This is a genomic window from Thermodesulfobacteriota bacterium (assembly GCA_025062045.1).
In the GTDB taxonomy this organism is placed as follows: Bacteria; Desulfobacterota; Syntrophorhabdia; order Syntrophorhabdales; family JANXAF01; genus JANXAF01.
Map to the genome: position 1 here is coordinate 1 of JANXAF010000012.1, position 16108 is coordinate 16108.

Genomic DNA, 16108 nt, shown 5'->3' on the forward strand with positions numbered 1-16108 from the left:
TAATCGAAGGGTTGTTATATTATCTCGTCAAGATACTCTGTAAGATCGCATCTATTGTGCGGATGGACTGACCCTTTGTGGTTATTTTTGTGCAGTTCCTGTTTGGAAACTCTCTATACGGTTGATGATTATCTTCTGTAGAGTAATTACTTCATAAGGAAAAAAAACAGTAGGCTTGAAGGTGTCAGGTATGCCACGAAGCTTTCTAAAATTTCATTGCAGATGGGTCTAGGGATTTTTTACTGAAACGTCCGTATTCTGTCTATACCCTACTTTAAGTCAGGAAAGCTTGTACGAGAGCATATAGGCAAGGTGTGATGACTCTGGTTCTTTCAGTCTATTTTATGCTCAGTCTATTTTATGCTTAAGACTAGAACCTTCAACCCAGATTGACTTCGTTGGCCTATTGGGTTATGAGAAAAGCATCACAAAGGAAAGGAGGAATGCGTGCCTAAAGTAATTGAAGGAGTATACTTCGTTCCAGGCAAAGACGAAATGATACCGGATGCTCACACTTATATCATCGGATATCCAACTTCGAAAGATCTTTGTCTCATTGATCCGGGCCTTATAGGTAAAGCGAAGTATAAACTTGATTCCATTAGAAAGATGGGAGTCGCGCTCGAAGATATAAAGAGGATAATCTTGACCCATACCCATTTCGACCATTTAAGTGCTATAACTGAGATTAAAGAAAAAATTCCATGGGCTGAGCTTTGGGTTCATGAAATAGAAAGTGAGCTTATGGAACAAGGGGACGAGCGATTAATTTACGGCATGGAAATGTTTAGGCAGATGTGTCAGGCACAGTACGGGATAAAAGAGGGTGCCTTCCGCATGAAGATCCATAAGAAACTTAAGGAGGGAGAAGTCTTAAATATCGGTGGGATGTCTTGGCAAGTACTTCACATCCCTGGTCATTCGGCAGGTAGTATCGGCCTATATTGTCCCTCTCAAAGGGTTCTAATTTCTGGAGATGTGATCTATGCTGACTATGCCATCGGTCGTTTCGATCTCTTCAGTGCAGATAGACATGCCTTACATGAGTCGCTTAGGCGTCTTTCGAAACTTGACGTGGATATTCTCCTTCCCGGTCACAACCGCATTGTGACGAATCCACCTTCCGGCTATATAAAAGCAACTTTAGCTCAATGGGAGCCCTACCTTCTCTAAGAAGATGATCAATCCTCGAACTTTTCATTTTTTCTTCCTATTTTTTCTGTTCCTTTTCTTTGTTTCTGAATCCCGCCCTTCTTTTAGCCAGGCTGAGCAAGAGATATGGTATCACACAGGGTATCCTGGAGGAATTGTCGGGCCTAGGCAAGGAATGTCTGCGTTGATGGGACCTACAAAGATGCCTCTCATTTTTGAAGCGATTTTGCGAAATCGGCTTGTAAGACCCGAGCAAATTCACACCGATCATCCTCAAGTTATAGGAAGAAAACCACCTGCACCGCCAATCGACCTCGAAAGTCTGCGCGAAGTTCACACAGATCGATATTTAAAAGCTCTTTTTACTGGAGACCCCTTTCATCTTGCCACCTCCCAGGGTCTTCCAGTCTGGAACGAAAACATTGCAAGGGGTTGGCTTTTAAACGTAGGTGGACTTTATGAGGCTGCCCGGACTGCCCTAAAAAAGAGAACCATCACTGCTAATTTAGGCCACGGCTACCACCACGCGACTATCAACAGGGGTGGAGGTTTTTGCACAATTAACGGCCTAGTAGTTGTGGCCAGAAAACTAATCCGAGAGGGAGATGCGAAAAAAGTAATGATCCTCGATCTCGATCACCATGAAGGGGACGGTACGGCGGAGTGTATCATCGGCGATCCGGAGATATGGAATGTTACAATATTCGGAAGTCACATGGGAGGACCTCCGGCTTCGACAAACAATCACGTTATTCAAGTTCAGCATTCGGCCTTCGAGGTCGGAAAACAAAGGGATACACATTACCTTGCCGTGATCGCAAAGATAGTACCCGAATTGATTCTACTTCAGAAACCAGATATTGTCCTTTACCAGGCAGGGATGGATCCTTTCGATTGTGCATCCATAACAAAGAAAGCCCTCGAACTTAGGGATGCCTTTGTTTTTGCCCTATGTCGATCTTTGGGCATTCCCGTCACATGGGTGCTCGCTGGAGGATATGCCGATTTGGATACCTTGATTGCCCTTCATACAGGGACAGTTCGGATGGCGAATGAAGTACTCCGGAAAGTAGAGCCAGGATATAGATTAGAGCACCAGCTTACAAATCCTTATTCTTGGACCGAAAAAAGAGGGGTAGTATATTTTCCTTCCTGGTCCTCTATTCTCAAAGGAAAGATGGACATCAGAAAACGGTTTGTCATAAGCGAAGAGGAAGCAAAGGAATGGAAAAAAAGAAGGACAGAACTACTAAAAAGCGAAAGATTGCCAGATGGAGAAATCGAGTTAGCCTATAGAAGACTTTGGTATTCAAATCCCCTTCCCTGAAGGAAAAGGTTATTCGATGTATCTTTACAAACATTCTGCCAGATCTTTTTTTGCGTACGAAAAATGCGTTCTAGGGAAGATCGACCGGTTGGGGGCCTCGAATCTAGAGTAAGGGAGCTTTTTTATTAAACGTTGTGGACTTTAGCTCCGAATAGATAAGGACAGAAAATGGCCAAGAAAAACTGCTGGAAAATAAAGTCTTCTTCGGTGTAAGCTATCACCTAGTAGATCTTGAATGTTTTTTTCTACTTCGGGTAAAGAAATCCAAGATCTGCAAAGCTCCAAAACCCATAGCAATAGGAGGGAAGTATGAAGACTATTAAGCATTTGCTTTTTGCGAGTCTTTGTCTTTTGGTGTTAAATGCGTGCGAGACCGTTCGGCCAACATCCCAGCGCACTTACGAGGGTGGGGCTGTGGGAGCGGTACTAGGTGGAATAGCCGGCGCCTTGCTTGATAGAGAGAATCCGTGGCGGGGTGGGGTAATAGGCGGTGCACTTGGAGCTGTTGCGGGAGCTACAATCACTGAGATATCTGCGAGGGCTGCAAAAGAAGCACACGCATCGGGAAGACCTGTTGAATACAGAACAGAGGATGGTAGAACAATCTACAGGGCTGATCCCGTAGGATACGACGCATCGACCAAATGTACAAAGATACAGGAGAGAATTTGGCAGGATGGTAAGTTAGTAAAAGAAGAGATAAAAGAGGTGTGCGAGGGGACAAAATACGAAAGACGGTATTAATTTGGGTTAATTGGCAGATTCCAGAAGTATATAAGGAATTCTAGTCTTTTAGCTTCTCTTCTTCCTGGTCTACTCTACGTATTATCCAATAGAGATCCAGAGCCTTGTCCTGATCAAGGCTCTTCAAAATTTCGTATTGTTTTAGAGCAGAGATTTTATCACCTAATGACAGATATGCTAAGCCCAGATTGTAATAGGCCTCGGCAAAGTCAGGTTTCAAGAGTATTGCGGTTTTGTACGAATTTATTTCTTCACTTGTCATTCCCAAAGCAGCATACGCATTACCCATGTTATTGTAGGCCTCTGCAAAATCAGGTTTAAGCTTTATTGCTTTTTTATACGCCTCAATTGCCTCTTTGTACAAACCAAGGGATGCCTTTATTATGCCAAAATTGTAGTAAGCCTCGGGAAAATCTGGCTTAAGCTTTATAGCTTTGTCATATTTGCTTATAGCCTCATCGTAGAGGCCGTGGTTTGCCAAAAGAAGACCGAGGTTTAGATATGCCTCTGGATAATCAGGCTTAAATTCAATTGCCTTCTCATACGCAAAGCGTGCTTCAGACATCTTGCCAAGTTGGGCGTATGCGATTCCACAGTTATAGTAAGCCTCGGCATAGTCGGGTTTGATCTTTATCGCATGCATGTAGGCCGTTATTGCCTCATCATAGAGGTTCAGTTTTCGGTAACATATCCCCATGTTATTGTAAGCTTGGTAATATTCTGGGTATATCTTTATGGACTCCTGGTAAGCCTTTATGGCCTCTTTCAAAAGCCCGGATCTTGCCAGATAAAGACCCAAAGAAAACCAGTATTGGGCGAGTTTTTTGTTGTTTTGGTTTGAACCCTCTTTATTTTCAGGGACAAACTCATTTGCGTACCCAAATTGCGTTTCTAGACTTTTTGAATCCGCATTCCATTGGAAGGAGTTTGAGACTATTGTTTTCGTGGACAAATTCTCTTCTGCTTTTTCAAGCTTAATTGCTGAACCTACTAAGGAAGGATTCTTCGTTTCCCTCGTTGCTACCCTACCCTTTTTTTCTGAGGAATTGTGGAGACCATTAAGTAGGACGTCTTGTGAATGTGAAAAAGATAATCCAAAAAAGCAAAGTAAAACAACGAAAAAACGAGAACCTTTAGGCTTTCTTGTCACCAAAGACTATAATATCACATTTTGGCAAAATATTAATCTCATTGGCAAAGAAACTCTATTTCGGATCCCTTTAGATTAAGAATTACATAAAATGTGAGAGTTGGTCTTCTAGGTAAGTTTTGTGCGAATTTGACTTCGGATAGGAGTTATCGTAATATATGTGGCTTTAAATAGGCCGAAAAGGAGAAGGAAATGTACGCTATAATCGAGACAGGAGGAAAGCAGTATAAAGTTGTGGAAGGACAAAAATTGAAAGTGGAAAAGCTTCCCTTTCCAGAAAATGATGTTATCGAGATAAGGGAGGTTCTCTTTGTAAGTAACGGCGAAAAGGCCTATACTGGCACGCCCTTTGTTCAAGGCGCAGCCGTTAAGGCAAAGGTTCTTTCCCACGGGCGTGCGAAGAAGATCATAGTCTTCAAGTACAAAAGGAGAAAGGACTACAAGAAAAAGATTGGCCATCGCCAGCATTACACAGAGCTTTTGATAGAAAAGATCAGTTTGGAGGGAGAACATGGCTCATAAAAAGGCTGGTGGAAGCTCAAGAAATGGAAGAGACAGTAGGGGTCAGAGACTGGGTGTAAAGATCTTCGGCAATCAATTCGTAAGAGCTGGTCAGATCATCGTGAGACAAAGGGGAACAAAGATTCACCCCGGTAGAAACGTTGGCTGCGGAAAGGATCATACGCTTTTCGCTTTAGTCGATGGAATTCTTACATTCCAGGAGACAAAAGATAGGAAGGTGGCAATCGTAAATCCTATCAAATGAAGTTTGTCGATGAGGCACGAATCTATGTCAAGGCGGGGGATGGCGGTCGCGGCTGCGTGAGTTTTAGGAGAGAAAAATACGTACCAAAAGGCGGACCCGATGGCGGAGACGGCGGAAGAGGTGGAAACGTAGTCATAGAAGGCGATAGAAACTTAACTAGTCTTCTTGATTTCAAGTACCGTAGAATCTACCGGGCACAAAATGGATCTCACGGTTCAGGAAACAATAAAAAAGGAAGAGATGGAAAGGATACTGTAATTAAAGTCCCCCTTGGAACCGTAATATACGAAGAAGAAAACGGTCTCCGTTTTTTAACCGAAATATTAGAAGATAAGCAAACATTCATAGTTGCAAAAGGTGGTAAGGGTGGAAGGGGAAATGCCCGTTTTGTAAGCCCCGTAAACCAGGCACCTGAGACATTCGAGTATGGAGAAAAGGGAGAGGAAAAACGGCTAAGACTAGTTTTAAAGCTTATTGCCGATGTTGGTATCATAGGACTTCCAAACGCGGGTAAATCGACGTTAATTTCAAAAATAACCCATGCAAGACCGAAAATTGCCGACTATCCTTTCACCACGCTTATTCCAGAACTGGGGGTTGTGAATTTCGAAGATGGTGCCATTGTCGTCGCCGATATTCCGGGAATCATAAAAGGAGCATCATTGGGTAAAGGATTGGGTCTTAGGTTTCTAAGACATATAGAAAGGACATCTTTTTTAGTGTGGGTCATCGATCTTTCAAAGGATATGCCTGAAGAAGACTATAGAACTTTAAAAGAGGAGCTTGCCTCCTACGATGTAAGCTTGCTTCAAAAAAAGAGGCTTCTCGTCCTTAACAAGATGGATCTTGTCGATGAGAGCAAAAAGGAGAAATACGAAAAATATTTCGAAGATATAGGCGAAGAAACTGTCACAACCAGTGCCTTACATAACGTTGGTATCGAAACTTTGATTGAAAAGTTAAAAAACCTTTAATGACAAAGATAAGTAGGCTTGTTGTAAAGGTTGGAACTTCGATTCTCACAGACAAGTTGGGAAGGATAAATCCGCAAAAGATAAAGGACATAGCCCGTCAAATAAAAAAGGTGAAAGAGATGGGCGTTGATCCCCTTGTCGTCACAAGCGGTGCCATTGCGTGCGGGATGGAACTTCTCGGGATAAATAGAAAACCGAAAGAAATAGGAAAAAAACAGGCTTTAGCATCTGTCGGACAGGTAATCCTCATGAGCCTTTACTCCCATGCGTTCAAAGAGCATAACCTCCACATCGGCCAGATCCTTCTCACCCATGAGGACGTAAAGGACAAAGATAGGTGTCTCAACCTGACAAATACTTTGAATACCTTGCTTTCACTTGGAATAATCCCAGTTGTAAATGAAAACGATGCTCTTTCGTTTAGAGAGATTCAATTCGGAGACAACGACAATCTTTCTGCGACGATTGCTCAGATCGTAAATGCCGATTTGCTTCTTCTCCTTTCGGATGTGGATGGACTGTATGAGAAAAATCCAAAGAAGTATCCAGGCGCTAATCTTGTAAAGGTCGTGAAGAAAATAGACGAAAGAATATGGAGTATAGCGGAAGGTACGGAAAGTGAAAAGAGCATTGGAGGGATGCTAAGCAAGATAGAAGCAGCAAAAAAAGCCGGCCTTTATGGCATTCCTACTCGAATCGTAAGCGGAGATACAGAGGAGGTTATAGTGAGAGTTGTTCTAGGTGAGGAATTGGGAACACTCTTTCTTCCAGAAAGGAAACTTAGCAGAAAAAAATGGTGGACCGCTTTTGCTTTCAGAACTAAAGGCAAAATATGGATAGACGATGGCGCTGAGAAAGCTATAAAGGAAAACGGCAAAAGCCTTCTACCAACGGGGGTGTTGAAAGTGGAAGGAGATTTCTCTAGAGGAGATTGCGTGGAAGTTGTAAATATTAAGGGTGTGCTTATCTCTAAAGGGATTGTCAATTACGGATCACACGAGATTGATCTTATAAAAGGCCTGAAAACTATTGAGATTGAACAAAAACTTGGATATAAATACACCGAAGAAGTAATCCACAGGGACAACATGGTGATACTATGAAACCATATGAGCTAGCAAAAAAAGCAAAAGAGGCAAGTTTTATTTCTGCTAACCTTTCAACGGAAAAGAAAAACAGAATACTCCTCCGTCTGCGGGATTTACTCGAACTGGAAAGATCTTACATCTTCTCTGAGAACCAAAAAGATCTCGAGCTTGCAAAAAGACTTAATGTTCAAAAAAGCCTAATAGACAGGATGAGGGTTGACGAAAAGGTACTGAGAGAAATGATGGCAAGTATAAATGATGTAGTTTCGTTACCTGATCCAGTAGGCGAGATAACAAAGATGTGGAAGCGACCGAACGGGTTACTTGTCGGAAGGATGAGGATACCTATAGGTGTCATTTTTGTGATTTACGAGTCAAGGCCAAACGTGACGGTTGAAGCATTTTCTCTTTGTCTCAAAAGTGGAAATACTGTAATACTTAAAGGTGGGTCTGAGGCTTTAAATTCTAACAATGCCCTCTACACCCTCATAAGAAGGGCGATCCAGGAAGAAGAAGTAGAAGCGGAAATAGTTCAGATGGTTCAAGTTCCTGAAAGAGAATACGTATATGAGCTTCTTAGCCTTGATGAGTTTATAGATCTCGTTATCCCTAGAGGCGGAGAAGAACTTATAAGAACCGTAGTTGAAAAGTCCAAGATTCCGGTGCTTAAACACTATAAAGGTGTATGTCACATATTCGTGGACGAGTCCGCCGATCTCGATATGGCATACGAGGTGTGTCTAAACGCCAAAGTTCAGAAACCGGCAACTTGCAATGCCATGGAGACTCTGCTTGTTCACGAAAAGATAGCCCCCATTTTTCTGCCTGAGATGGGAAAAAAGTTTTTGAATTACGGTGTCAGACTTAAAGGATGTGAAAAGACGAGAACCATACTCGATGGAGTTGAGGAAGCGAAAGAATCGGACTGGTACGAGGAGTATCTGGACCTCATCCTCTCAATAAAGGTGGTAAAGGACATAGATGAGGCTATAGCCCATATTAAAAAGTACGGATCTAACCATACCGATGCTATAATCACTCGGGATTACTATCGTGCGTGGCGCTTCATAAAGGAAGTTAATTCTTCATTGGTGCTCGTTAATGCTTCAACTAGACTGAATGACGGATTTCAGCTCGGTCTTGGCGCCGAGATGGGTATAAGCACTACCAAACTACACGCTTTTGGACCAATGGGCCTTGAGGAGCTTACGGTTACAAAATTTGTGGCCTTTGGAGAAGGACAACTGAGGTATTGATGAAAATTGGCGTAATGGGGGGAACTTTTGACCCTATTCACCTTGGGCACCTAAGAGCAGCTGAGGAAGTAAGAGTATCTTTCGGTTTGGAAAAAGTAGTGATGGTGCCGGTGAACATTCCGCCTCACAAAAGAGATTTCAAAATCTCTTCGGCCGAGGACAGGTTGAACATGGTCCGGATGGCCATAACCGGAAATGAAGCTTTCGAGGTGTCGGATGTGGAAATCCAAAGAGGGGGTATATCTTACACTCTGGATACGGTTTTTGAGTTTAAAAAAAACTATGGAGAGGTCTATTACCTTATAGGTGTAGATGCCTTCCATGAGATCGATACATGGTACATGTACGAAGAACTCTTCTACCACACAAACTTCATCGTAATGGCAAGGCCTTCAAAGAGGACATTCTTAGGGCTTGAATCGTTTCCTTTAAAAGTTAGAGAGAAAATGGTCGATCTCGGCGAAAACACGTATAGGCATGTCTCGTCAAATATGACTTACGTTATTTGGGTCACGCAGCTTGACATCTCCTCATCTAAGATCCGCGAATACGTAAAAAAAGGAATTTCCATAAAGTATTTGGTCCCTCCCCAGGTGGAGGAATACATAAAGGAAAGGGGGCTTTACAAGGAATAGTTGGACGCGTTCGAACTGGCAAAAACGGCAGGAAGGCTAGCAGAGGAAAAAAAGGCAAAGGATATAGTAATACTTGAACTTATCGGCCTTACAGACATTGCTGATTACTTTTTAATAGCCAGTGGTCGTAACGAAAGGCACGTAAAGACAATTGCAGAACACATATTGGAGTCTGCAAAGCACATGGGAATCAAGGTTTATTCCACAGAAGGTGTCGAAAACGGAAGATGGGCAGTTATAGACTTCTCAACTGTCGTTGTCCACCTTTTCCTTCAGCCACTGCGGGAACTGTACGATCTTGAAAGTCTCTGGTACGAGGCAAAAAAATACACGTTTTCTGGAGAAAAAAAATTAAAAGGAGCCGTTGATGGATAAAGAAAAGCTACTTTCATTCAAAAAGAGGCTTCTAAAGATGAGGGAGGACATTGTAAACAAATCGAAACGCCTAAAGGACGATTCCCTCTCTATTGGAACGGACGGTATCCAAGACATGGCAGATGCGGCAAGTAACACGTACAACGTTGACATTCTTATGAGTTTAAGTGACAACGACATGAATCTTCTAAAAGATATCGATACCGCTTTAGACAAAATCGAAAAGGGTCTATTCGGAATATGTGAAGAATGTGAAGAGCCAATAAATGAAAAAAGGCTTGAGGTAAACCCAACTGCCCGTTACTGTATAAACTGTCAAAGAATGATAGAGATGAAAGGAATGTGATGAAGCTTAAGCTCTTTTTCCTTCTACTTGTCCTTTTTTTTCTCGTCTACCTTTACTTCTCTTACTTAAATCCCGATAGAGTCACATTCCACATAGGTGGAGGAAAGGCTTTTGAAGCCACATTGGCAACACATGTGATGGTCGGATTTTTGTTCGGCTTACTCATCTCTCTAATCGTTGGGTTTTTTTCAGATTTTGCTCGCTCATTTACACGTTGGAAAGAAAAAAGAGAGGAAAGAAAGCGTAAAGAAGTTCAGAGCATGCTGGAAAAGGCAAGATACTACGATTCAAAGGGCGAAAGGGATAAGGCAATTGAGCTTGCGAATCGTATAATCCGTAAAAATCCAGCTTTTGAAGATCCGTATATATTCCTTTCAGATGTGTACGCTTCCTCGAATGACTTCGAAAAAGCCTATGAGACACTTAATCTTGCCGAGATGAATGTTGGTAAAAGAGAGGCTTTTCTCGAAAGGAAAGCAGTGCTCGATGTAGAAAGGAAAGACCTATATACGGCAGAGACCAATCTTAAAGAAATTCTAAAAATAAACGAGCTAAACTTTAAGGCGCTCAAAATGTTAAGAAAGATCTATGTCTCGCAGAAAAGGTGGGACGAAGCTCTAAATATTCAGAGAAGGATCGTAAAGCACCTAAAAACACCTGAAGAGGAAAGGAATCTTTTGGGGATAAAGTTTGAAAAGATAAGAGACGCTTTCGAAAAAAACGGTCCTTCAACGTATGAAACATTAGCTAATGAACTTAGAGAAATGATAAGCGATGACAAACGTTTCATACCAGCATACATTCTCCTTGCAGACATTTATAAGAAAATGGGTAAACTGAATGATGCAGGAAGGGTATACGGGAGGGGTTACAGTAAGACAGGTCACGTGATATTTCTTAGAAAGATGGAGGATCTCTACATCGGACGTGGCGACCCGGGGGTCATCCTAAAGATCTACAGAAGAATTCTTGAAATCTCGCCCAAAGACAAATTGATCTCCTTTCTTTATGCTTTACTCTGCTTGAGGCTTGAAATGATTGGGGAAGCGATGGACGTTCTAAACCAGCTTCATTACGAAGGCTTGAACATCCCTGCTCTTTATCTAGCTATGGCACACGCTTACGTCCATAGGGGGGAACTAAAGAAAGCCGTCGAGAATTTTCTTAAGGCATACCCATCGGGTGAGCTTTTAATCCCATTCATCTGTACCAACTGCTACACTCCAAAGAAAGAGTGGACCCCATTTTGCAGCACTTGTTATTCCTGGAACACGATAAACGTTAAAAAGGACGAGTTTGCCTTTGAGGAATCTCAGGAGTTCAAAAGGCTTTACTCGGAGGAAGGGGGCGATACCTTTTGATAGAGAGCGTGGTTATCAGCAACGAGAGAAAGATAGTCTTTTTGATTCTCGATGGATTAGGCGATATTCCAGATAAAAGGTATAATGACAAGACACCTCTTGAGGTGGCAAAAAAACCCAATATCGATTCTTTGTCATTAGAGTTTGGTATTCTTGGACGGATAATCCCGGTAGAGATAGGAATTACCCCGGGAAGCGGGCCAGCTCATCTTAGTCTTTTTGGTTACGACCCACTAAAGCATGAGATAGGAAGAGGGGTACTCGAGGCCTTAGGTTTGGACATGGAACTTAAAGAGGGAGATTTGGCAGCAAGAGCAAATTTTTGTACCGTACAGGCCGGGATTGTAATTGACAGGAGGGCCGGAAGATTAAGCACAGAGGAAACTCGTAGGATATGCGCTATGATTTCGGAGGAAGTAAGAAAATTAGATGGGATCGAGGTCATCATAAAACCCGGAAAATCTCACAGGTTCGTTGTGCTTTTTAGGGGTAAGGATCTTTCAGATAGACTCACAGACGCTGATCCCCACAAGGATGGACTACCTTATATTTATCCACAGCCGAAAGAAAAAGAAGCTGAGTTCACTGCAAAAATCGTGAAAGAATTTTTGTTCAGAGCACAAAAGGTTCTGTCCCATGAAAAGACCGCGAATGGAATTCTTCTTAGGGGATTCTCCATGATGCCAAAGCTCACACCTTTTAAGGAGAAGTATATGATGGGTGCTGCCTCCATCTGCACCTATCCGATGTACAGGGGGATATCGCGCATACTAGGGATGGAGGTCCTTGGAAATCCTACAACAAAGGACGAGATCGTCTCTCTGCTAAAGGACAATTTTGGAAATTACGAATTCTTTTTTATCCACGTAAAAGAGACCGACACAGCGGGAGAAGATGGAAACTTCGAGGAAAAAACAAAAGTGATAGAGGAAGTTGACAAGCTTGTGCCAGAGATATGGGAGCTTAAACCAGATGTAATGGTCATTACCGGAGACCACTCTACGCCCTGTCTACTTAAGGGACACAGTTGGCATCCTTGTCCTATCTTAATACTCAGTAGATATGGTGAAAGGGATCGATTAGAGTTCCACGAGAAGAACTGCTTGAGAGGAAGCATTGGCACAATCTATAGCAAAAACTTAATGAACCTTGTTCTCGCCATGAGTGCAAAACTTGATAAGTTCGGTGCTTGATTCATTAAAGTCCGTTTTGCATTTAGTTTTTCCGGAAACCTGCGCTGGCTGTGGTCGGGACGGAAAAGTATTCTGCGAGGATTGTAGTAAAAGTTTATCTTTTGTGGAGCCTCATCTTTCGTGTTTTCTCTGCGGCAGGTTAATTGGAAAGCTTTCTCTTTGTGGAGAATGTTTAGAGCAAGAAAGAAATTACTCCGCAGGTTTTTTTCTGTACTATTACACGGGACCTGTGAAGAATGCTCTCTGTGCTTTTAAATTTGAAGGAAGAAAAAGAGCTGGAAGGATTCTCGTAAGGCTTTCGGAAAGAAGGATTTTGGGGATGGGTTTGAAGTTCGATTATATAGTTCCTATTCCGGTTACAGAAAAAAAGAGAAAAGAGAGAGGTTTCAATCAAGCATACATAATTGCTCAGGAAATATCCCGCATAACGAGGATCCCTATCCTTTGCGGCCATCTGATTAAGAGTAAAGAAACTATGGACCAGTCAAGTCTTTCAAAAAAAGAAAGGGAAAAGAACGTAAAGGGTGCATTCAAAATAAGAAACGGAAGTTACTTTAAAGGAAAAAAGATACTGATCGTCGATGATCTTTTCACAACAGGATCTACTCTTATGGAAGCTTCAAAGGTAGTCAAGCTTGCCGGAGCTGACACAGTTTGCGTTTTCGCACTTGCCCGAGCAATCTGATGAAAAAGCTTTTAGCAATCATTTTCATTGTTTCGCTTTTCGTCATTGGATTTCTCTACTTGAAATCGAACTTCCTTCAGGTCTTTACGTACCTTTTTAGAAAAGTTACAAGCATAAACCTTGAACCTTCAAATGTCAATTTGAGATTCAGACCCTGGGAATTACTCGTCGAAATCGATGGGGCAAAGCTTACAGGGCCAATTGATGGATATATTGGGAAATCGAAGCTCCTCATAGACCTCGAAAAAGGCATCTGGTTAAAAAATATTTCCCTTTCCGATTTTGAGATCTCGGTGAAACCAAACGGAAAGGCCAAAACATCCTTTCCTCCCATAGAAAACTTAGAGGCGTTTCAGGGAAGTTTTAAGATCGGAAAGTACGAATTTTGCGTTGAAGATTTGAGGCTCGAAAATTTGGTTCGCGGACGGGCCTTTGGTCTATCTATGCGTATAAGAATGGAACCCTATTTTTCAGAAGCAAAGATAAACGCCAAAGGGCATTTTGGGGAAAAGATAGAGATCAGAGATGGTACATACGAAGTAAAGAACTTAAAACTCTTCAGAATCGACCAGGCGGTAGATGGAAGTGCCGATCTTCGAGGAGGTGTGGTTTATAAGGGGTCGAGACTCGAAACAGAAGGTTTTTTTGTTTTGGCAGACGGCTCAATAAGTGTAAGTTTCTTAAAAGTACCATATCGTCTTATCGATGCACAGGGTTCGTATAGGCTCAAAGTGGAACCTTATGCTTCGGATCTTACAGTTTCCCTTTCAAATTCGGATGGTGTAGGGATAAAACTAGAAATGGATCTGAAAAAGAGATATTTGAAGCGCTTAAAAATCTCTACAAACTTCATAGAGATTCAAAAGCTTAAAGATGTTGTAGCTGTGGAAAGCCTAACCGGCTATAGTCCTTGGAATTACATTTGGGGTGGAAAGGTTAAAGTAGATGACCTCACGTATCTTTCAGGGCAACCAATTTCCGCAAAGTTAGCACTGGATGGAACTTCCGTATCTTTTGGAAGATTCCTATTCACGAATGTGACTGGCGATTTGACAATCGATGGAAAAAACCTTGCCTTTTCTGGGATCTCGGGGCAGTACAAGTCAAGCTTTCTCGATAAGGTAAACGGTAGATTTGAGCTTAGCGGAAAAAAGAGCCTGATAATGGAAGGCTCTTTTTTTGCGAACCTTAAGGATCTTTCTAGCTTCATTCATAATGAGAATATAAAGGTTGCAAAAGGAAGATCGAAAGGAACCTTACACTTTTTTTGGGACGAATTAACTGGCATAAAGTACGATCTCATTGGCCAAATTGAGGGTGGTAATCTCATATTTAATGGGGTTCCCGTAAACGTGGAGGGAAAGTTCAGATTTACCGATCATGGATTTGAGTGTTTACCTATCTATCTGGCCCACAATGGAACTGTGCTGAGATTAACCGGACTTATAAAGGGAAAGAACGAATTCGATCTCCACGTAGAAGGGGCTATTTCGGCACCGACAATTACGTCGTTTAGGACTCTTCCTTTTAGCATTGGTGGCATTTCAAAAATAAACGTGAATGTTAGTATGTCCAATGGGAGGTTGAGAATAAAGGGGGGCTTTGATTTTACAAAGCTTTCATTATCTGTGTCCAAAATATTTGAAAAGAAGGAAGGTTTTCCAGCAAATCTGTCCTTAGAGCTTCTAAAACGTGGAAAATTAGTAGAGGTGAAACACTTACTATTCACACTGGGTGGGCTTCGGATTGAGGGTCTCGGCCGGGGAGATCCTCATGCAATGGACTGCGATTTTTCTTTGGAAGCTAAAGATTTGGAAAAGATAGCCCGTCTTTTTAACGTTCCTGAGATTTCTGATGCGGGAAGCTTAAAAGGAAAGATTAGTATGACTGATTTTCGTTTCAGTTTGGATAAGCTACCTTTTATCAAAGGTTTCCTTGAGGTCAAGGATGGGTTTTTAAAACTTCCATATTTCGATCCTCCAATTAGGAACATAGATCTCCGAATGGATTTTGAAGGGGAAAAGATGCATGTAAGGGTCCTACGGGCAAGGATTGGTAATTCCTCCTTGAAAGAAGCGGATCTAAAATTGGAGGGTGTGAGAGAGCCAGTTATATCCGGTGTTTTGCGGTTTGATAAGTTGGACATATCGGATTTTAAAAGGGGTGACGGAAAATCACGGATTCCACTAATCGAAGAGGATACACTTATCTGGAGAACAAAACTGTTTTTGGATCTTTCATTTGGGCAAATCGTATATAGAGATCTTGGGTTCGCGGATAGCTCGCTATTTCTCAAAAAAAACGGAGCCCATTTTTACATAAGGGGTTACTGCCCAGATCTATTTGCAGGAGAATTCATAACGGAAAACTCATTTAAGCTACAAAAGCCAAAACCGGTCTTTGAAGGAAAATTTAATCTCAAGGGATTTAGCCTCTCACGGATGACTTCCCACCTAAAACACCATTATCAGGTGGAAGGGAAGGCAGATATATGGGCGAAATTCAAAACAGAAGGAGACGATTTAGATGAGATGAGAAAGAATCTTAAAGGAGAGGTTTTGGCGATAAGCAAAAAAGGCGTAATAAAAAAGTGGAACTTAATCGCAAAGGTTTTGGAGCTTCTAAATGTTTACCAGATTGTGAGACTAAAGATCGACCTTACAAGGCAAGGTCTCGCTTATAATAGAATGGGCGGTTCCTTCTCGATAAAGGATGGAAAACTTTCCACCCAGAATTTTGCAATCGATAGCCCATCTCTTATCATGTCTTCCCGCCTTGAGATAGATATGGGAAACGGTCAAATGAAAGGTAACATCTCGGTATCACCCCTTGTTGCTTTCGAAAAAACATTGGATAAGATACCCATCATAAGGAATTTACTTAGAGGCAAAGAAAAAGGATTTTTGAGCGTCGATTACTCTGTGCGGGGAAAAATTTCGGATCCGGAAGTGAGTATAGACCTTGTAAGAACGGTACCTGGAAAGATCTACGACATCTTGAAAAACATTTTTACTTTACCTTTTGAAGCTCTTGAATTGCAAAAGAAAAAGGATTAA

General features: G+C 41.9%; 16 protein-coding genes. 15 read left to right on the plus strand and 1 reads right to left on the minus strand.

Annotated features, from left to right (window positions below; all coding sequences use genetic code 11):
- Positions 1-447: 447 nt before the first annotated feature.
- The 3 genes from NZ583_07945 to NZ583_07955 all read left to right on the plus strand — a co-directional run bounded on the left by NZ583_07945 (position 448) and on the right by NZ583_07955 (position 3223).
- Positions 448-1173, plus strand: coding sequence for an MBL fold metallo-hydrolase (locus tag NZ583_07945; GenBank protein MCS7281531.1), 726 nt, complete (start codon positions 448-450; stop codon positions 1171-1173).
- A gap of 166 nt (positions 1174-1339) precedes the next feature.
- A complete protein-coding gene (locus tag NZ583_07950) occupies positions 1340-2479 on the plus strand; it encodes a hypothetical protein (protein ID MCS7281532.1) in 1140 nt (379 codons plus the stop codon).
- Positions 2480-2788: 309 nt separating this feature from the next.
- A complete protein-coding gene (locus tag NZ583_07955) occupies positions 2789-3223 on the plus strand; it encodes a glycine zipper 2TM domain-containing protein (protein MCS7281533.1) in 435 nt (144 codons plus the stop codon).
- A 40-nt stretch (positions 3224-3263) separates the two neighbouring features.
- On the opposite strand, the gene NZ583_07960 is transcribed toward NZ583_07955, so the two are convergent.
- Positions 3264-4373, minus strand: coding sequence for a tetratricopeptide repeat protein (locus tag NZ583_07960; GenBank protein MCS7281534.1), 1110 nt, complete (start codon positions 4371-4373; stop codon positions 3264-3266).
- A gap of 192 nt (positions 4374-4565) precedes the next feature.
- Between NZ583_07960 and rplU the strand changes: the two genes are divergently transcribed.
- From rplU to NZ583_08020, 12 genes are read left to right on the plus strand one after another with little or no spacing between them, the layout of a single operon-like run.
- Positions 4566-4895: a 50S ribosomal protein L21 gene (rplU, locus tag NZ583_07965; protein ID MCS7281535.1), complete on the plus strand. Its 330-nt coding sequence runs from the start codon at positions 4566-4568 to the stop codon at positions 4893-4895.
- Complete coding sequence (rpmA, locus tag NZ583_07970) at positions 4885-5139, plus strand: 50S ribosomal protein L27 (GenBank protein ID MCS7281536.1); 255 nt, start codon at positions 4885-4887, stop codon at positions 5137-5139. Before rplU ends, rpmA begins: the two co-directional genes overlap by 11 nt.
- A complete protein-coding gene (gene obgE / locus NZ583_07975; GenBank protein MCS7281537.1) occupies positions 5136-6113 on the plus strand; it encodes a GTPase ObgE in 978 nt (325 codons plus the stop codon). Before rpmA ends, obgE begins: the two co-directional genes overlap by 4 nt.
- Positions 6113-7216 carry a glutamate 5-kinase gene (gene proB, locus NZ583_07980; protein ID MCS7281538.1) on the plus strand — a complete coding sequence of 368 codons (1104 nt, stop codon included), beginning with the start codon at positions 6113-6115 and terminating at the stop codon, positions 7214-7216. Before obgE ends, proB begins: the two co-directional genes overlap by 1 nt.
- A complete protein-coding gene (locus tag NZ583_07985) occupies positions 7213-8457 on the plus strand; it encodes a glutamate-5-semialdehyde dehydrogenase (GenBank protein MCS7281539.1) in 1245 nt (414 codons plus the stop codon). The genes proB and NZ583_07985 overlap by 4 nt, the downstream gene beginning before the upstream one ends.
- On the plus strand, positions 8457-9092 hold the full coding sequence (nadD, locus tag NZ583_07990; GenBank protein ID MCS7281540.1) for a nicotinate-nucleotide adenylyltransferase: 636 nt from the start codon (positions 8457-8459) through the stop codon (positions 9090-9092). The genes NZ583_07985 and nadD overlap by 1 nt, the downstream gene beginning before the upstream one ends.
- Positions 9093-9467 carry a ribosome silencing factor gene (rsfS, locus tag NZ583_07995; GenBank protein ID MCS7281541.1) on the plus strand — a complete coding sequence of 125 codons (375 nt, stop codon included), beginning with the start codon at positions 9093-9095 and terminating at the stop codon, positions 9465-9467.
- A complete protein-coding gene (locus NZ583_08000; GenBank protein ID MCS7281542.1) occupies positions 9460-9813 on the plus strand; it encodes a TraR/DksA family transcriptional regulator in 354 nt (117 codons plus the stop codon). Before rsfS ends, NZ583_08000 begins: the two co-directional genes overlap by 8 nt.
- Positions 9813-11174 (plus strand): hypothetical protein, encoded by a 1362-nt coding sequence (locus NZ583_08005; protein MCS7281543.1) that lies wholly within the window; start codon positions 9813-9815, stop codon positions 11172-11174. Before NZ583_08000 ends, NZ583_08005 begins: the two co-directional genes overlap by 1 nt.
- On the plus strand, positions 11171-12367 hold the full coding sequence (locus tag NZ583_08010) for a 2,3-bisphosphoglycerate-independent phosphoglycerate mutase (protein ID MCS7281544.1): 1197 nt from the start codon (positions 11171-11173) through the stop codon (positions 12365-12367). Before NZ583_08005 ends, NZ583_08010 begins: the two co-directional genes overlap by 4 nt.
- Complete coding sequence (locus NZ583_08015; GenBank protein ID MCS7281545.1) at positions 12360-13052, plus strand: ComF family protein; 693 nt, start codon at positions 12360-12362, stop codon at positions 13050-13052. The genes NZ583_08010 and NZ583_08015 overlap by 8 nt, the downstream gene beginning before the upstream one ends.
- Entirely contained in the window at positions 13052-16108 is a 3057-nt protein-coding gene (locus NZ583_08020) for an AsmA-like C-terminal region-containing protein (GenBank protein ID MCS7281546.1), read from the plus strand. Before NZ583_08015 ends, NZ583_08020 begins: the two co-directional genes overlap by 1 nt.

What these genes read in the sequence shown, in the direction of transcription:
- rpmA (MCS7281536.1), top strand. Translation starts at nt 4,885, where the DNA reads ATGGCTCATAAAAAGGCTGGTGGAAGCTCAAGAAATGGAAGAGACAGT.
- NZ583_08020 (MCS7281546.1), top strand. Translation starts at nt 13,052, where the DNA reads ATGAAAAAGCTTTTAGCAATCATTTTCATTGTTTCGCTTTTCGTCATT.
- nadD (MCS7281540.1), top strand. Translation starts at nt 8,457, where the DNA reads ATGAAAATTGGCGTAATGGGGGGAACTTTTGACCCTATTCACCTTGGG.
- NZ583_08000 (MCS7281542.1), top strand. Translation starts at nt 9,460, where the DNA reads ATGGATAAAGAAAAGCTACTTTCATTCAAAAAGAGGCTTCTAAAGATG.
- NZ583_07985 (MCS7281539.1), top strand. Translation starts at nt 7,213, where the DNA reads ATGAAACCATATGAGCTAGCAAAAAAAGCAAAAGAGGCAAGTTTTATT.
- rplU (MCS7281535.1), top strand. Translation starts at nt 4,566, where the DNA reads ATGTACGCTATAATCGAGACAGGAGGAAAGCAGTATAAAGTTGTGGAA.
- NZ583_08005 (MCS7281543.1), top strand. Translation starts at nt 9,813, where the DNA reads ATGAAGCTTAAGCTCTTTTTCCTTCTACTTGTCCTTTTTTTTCTCGTC.
- NZ583_07955 (MCS7281533.1), top strand. Translation starts at nt 2,789, where the DNA reads ATGAAGACTATTAAGCATTTGCTTTTTGCGAGTCTTTGTCTTTTGGTG.
- obgE (MCS7281537.1), top strand. Translation starts at nt 5,136, where the DNA reads ATGAAGTTTGTCGATGAGGCACGAATCTATGTCAAGGCGGGGGATGGC.
- NZ583_07950 (MCS7281532.1), top strand. Translation starts at nt 1,340, where the DNA reads ATGGGACCTACAAAGATGCCTCTCATTTTTGAAGCGATTTTGCGAAAT.
- proB (MCS7281538.1), top strand. Translation starts at nt 6,113, where the DNA reads ATGACAAAGATAAGTAGGCTTGTTGTAAAGGTTGGAACTTCGATTCTC.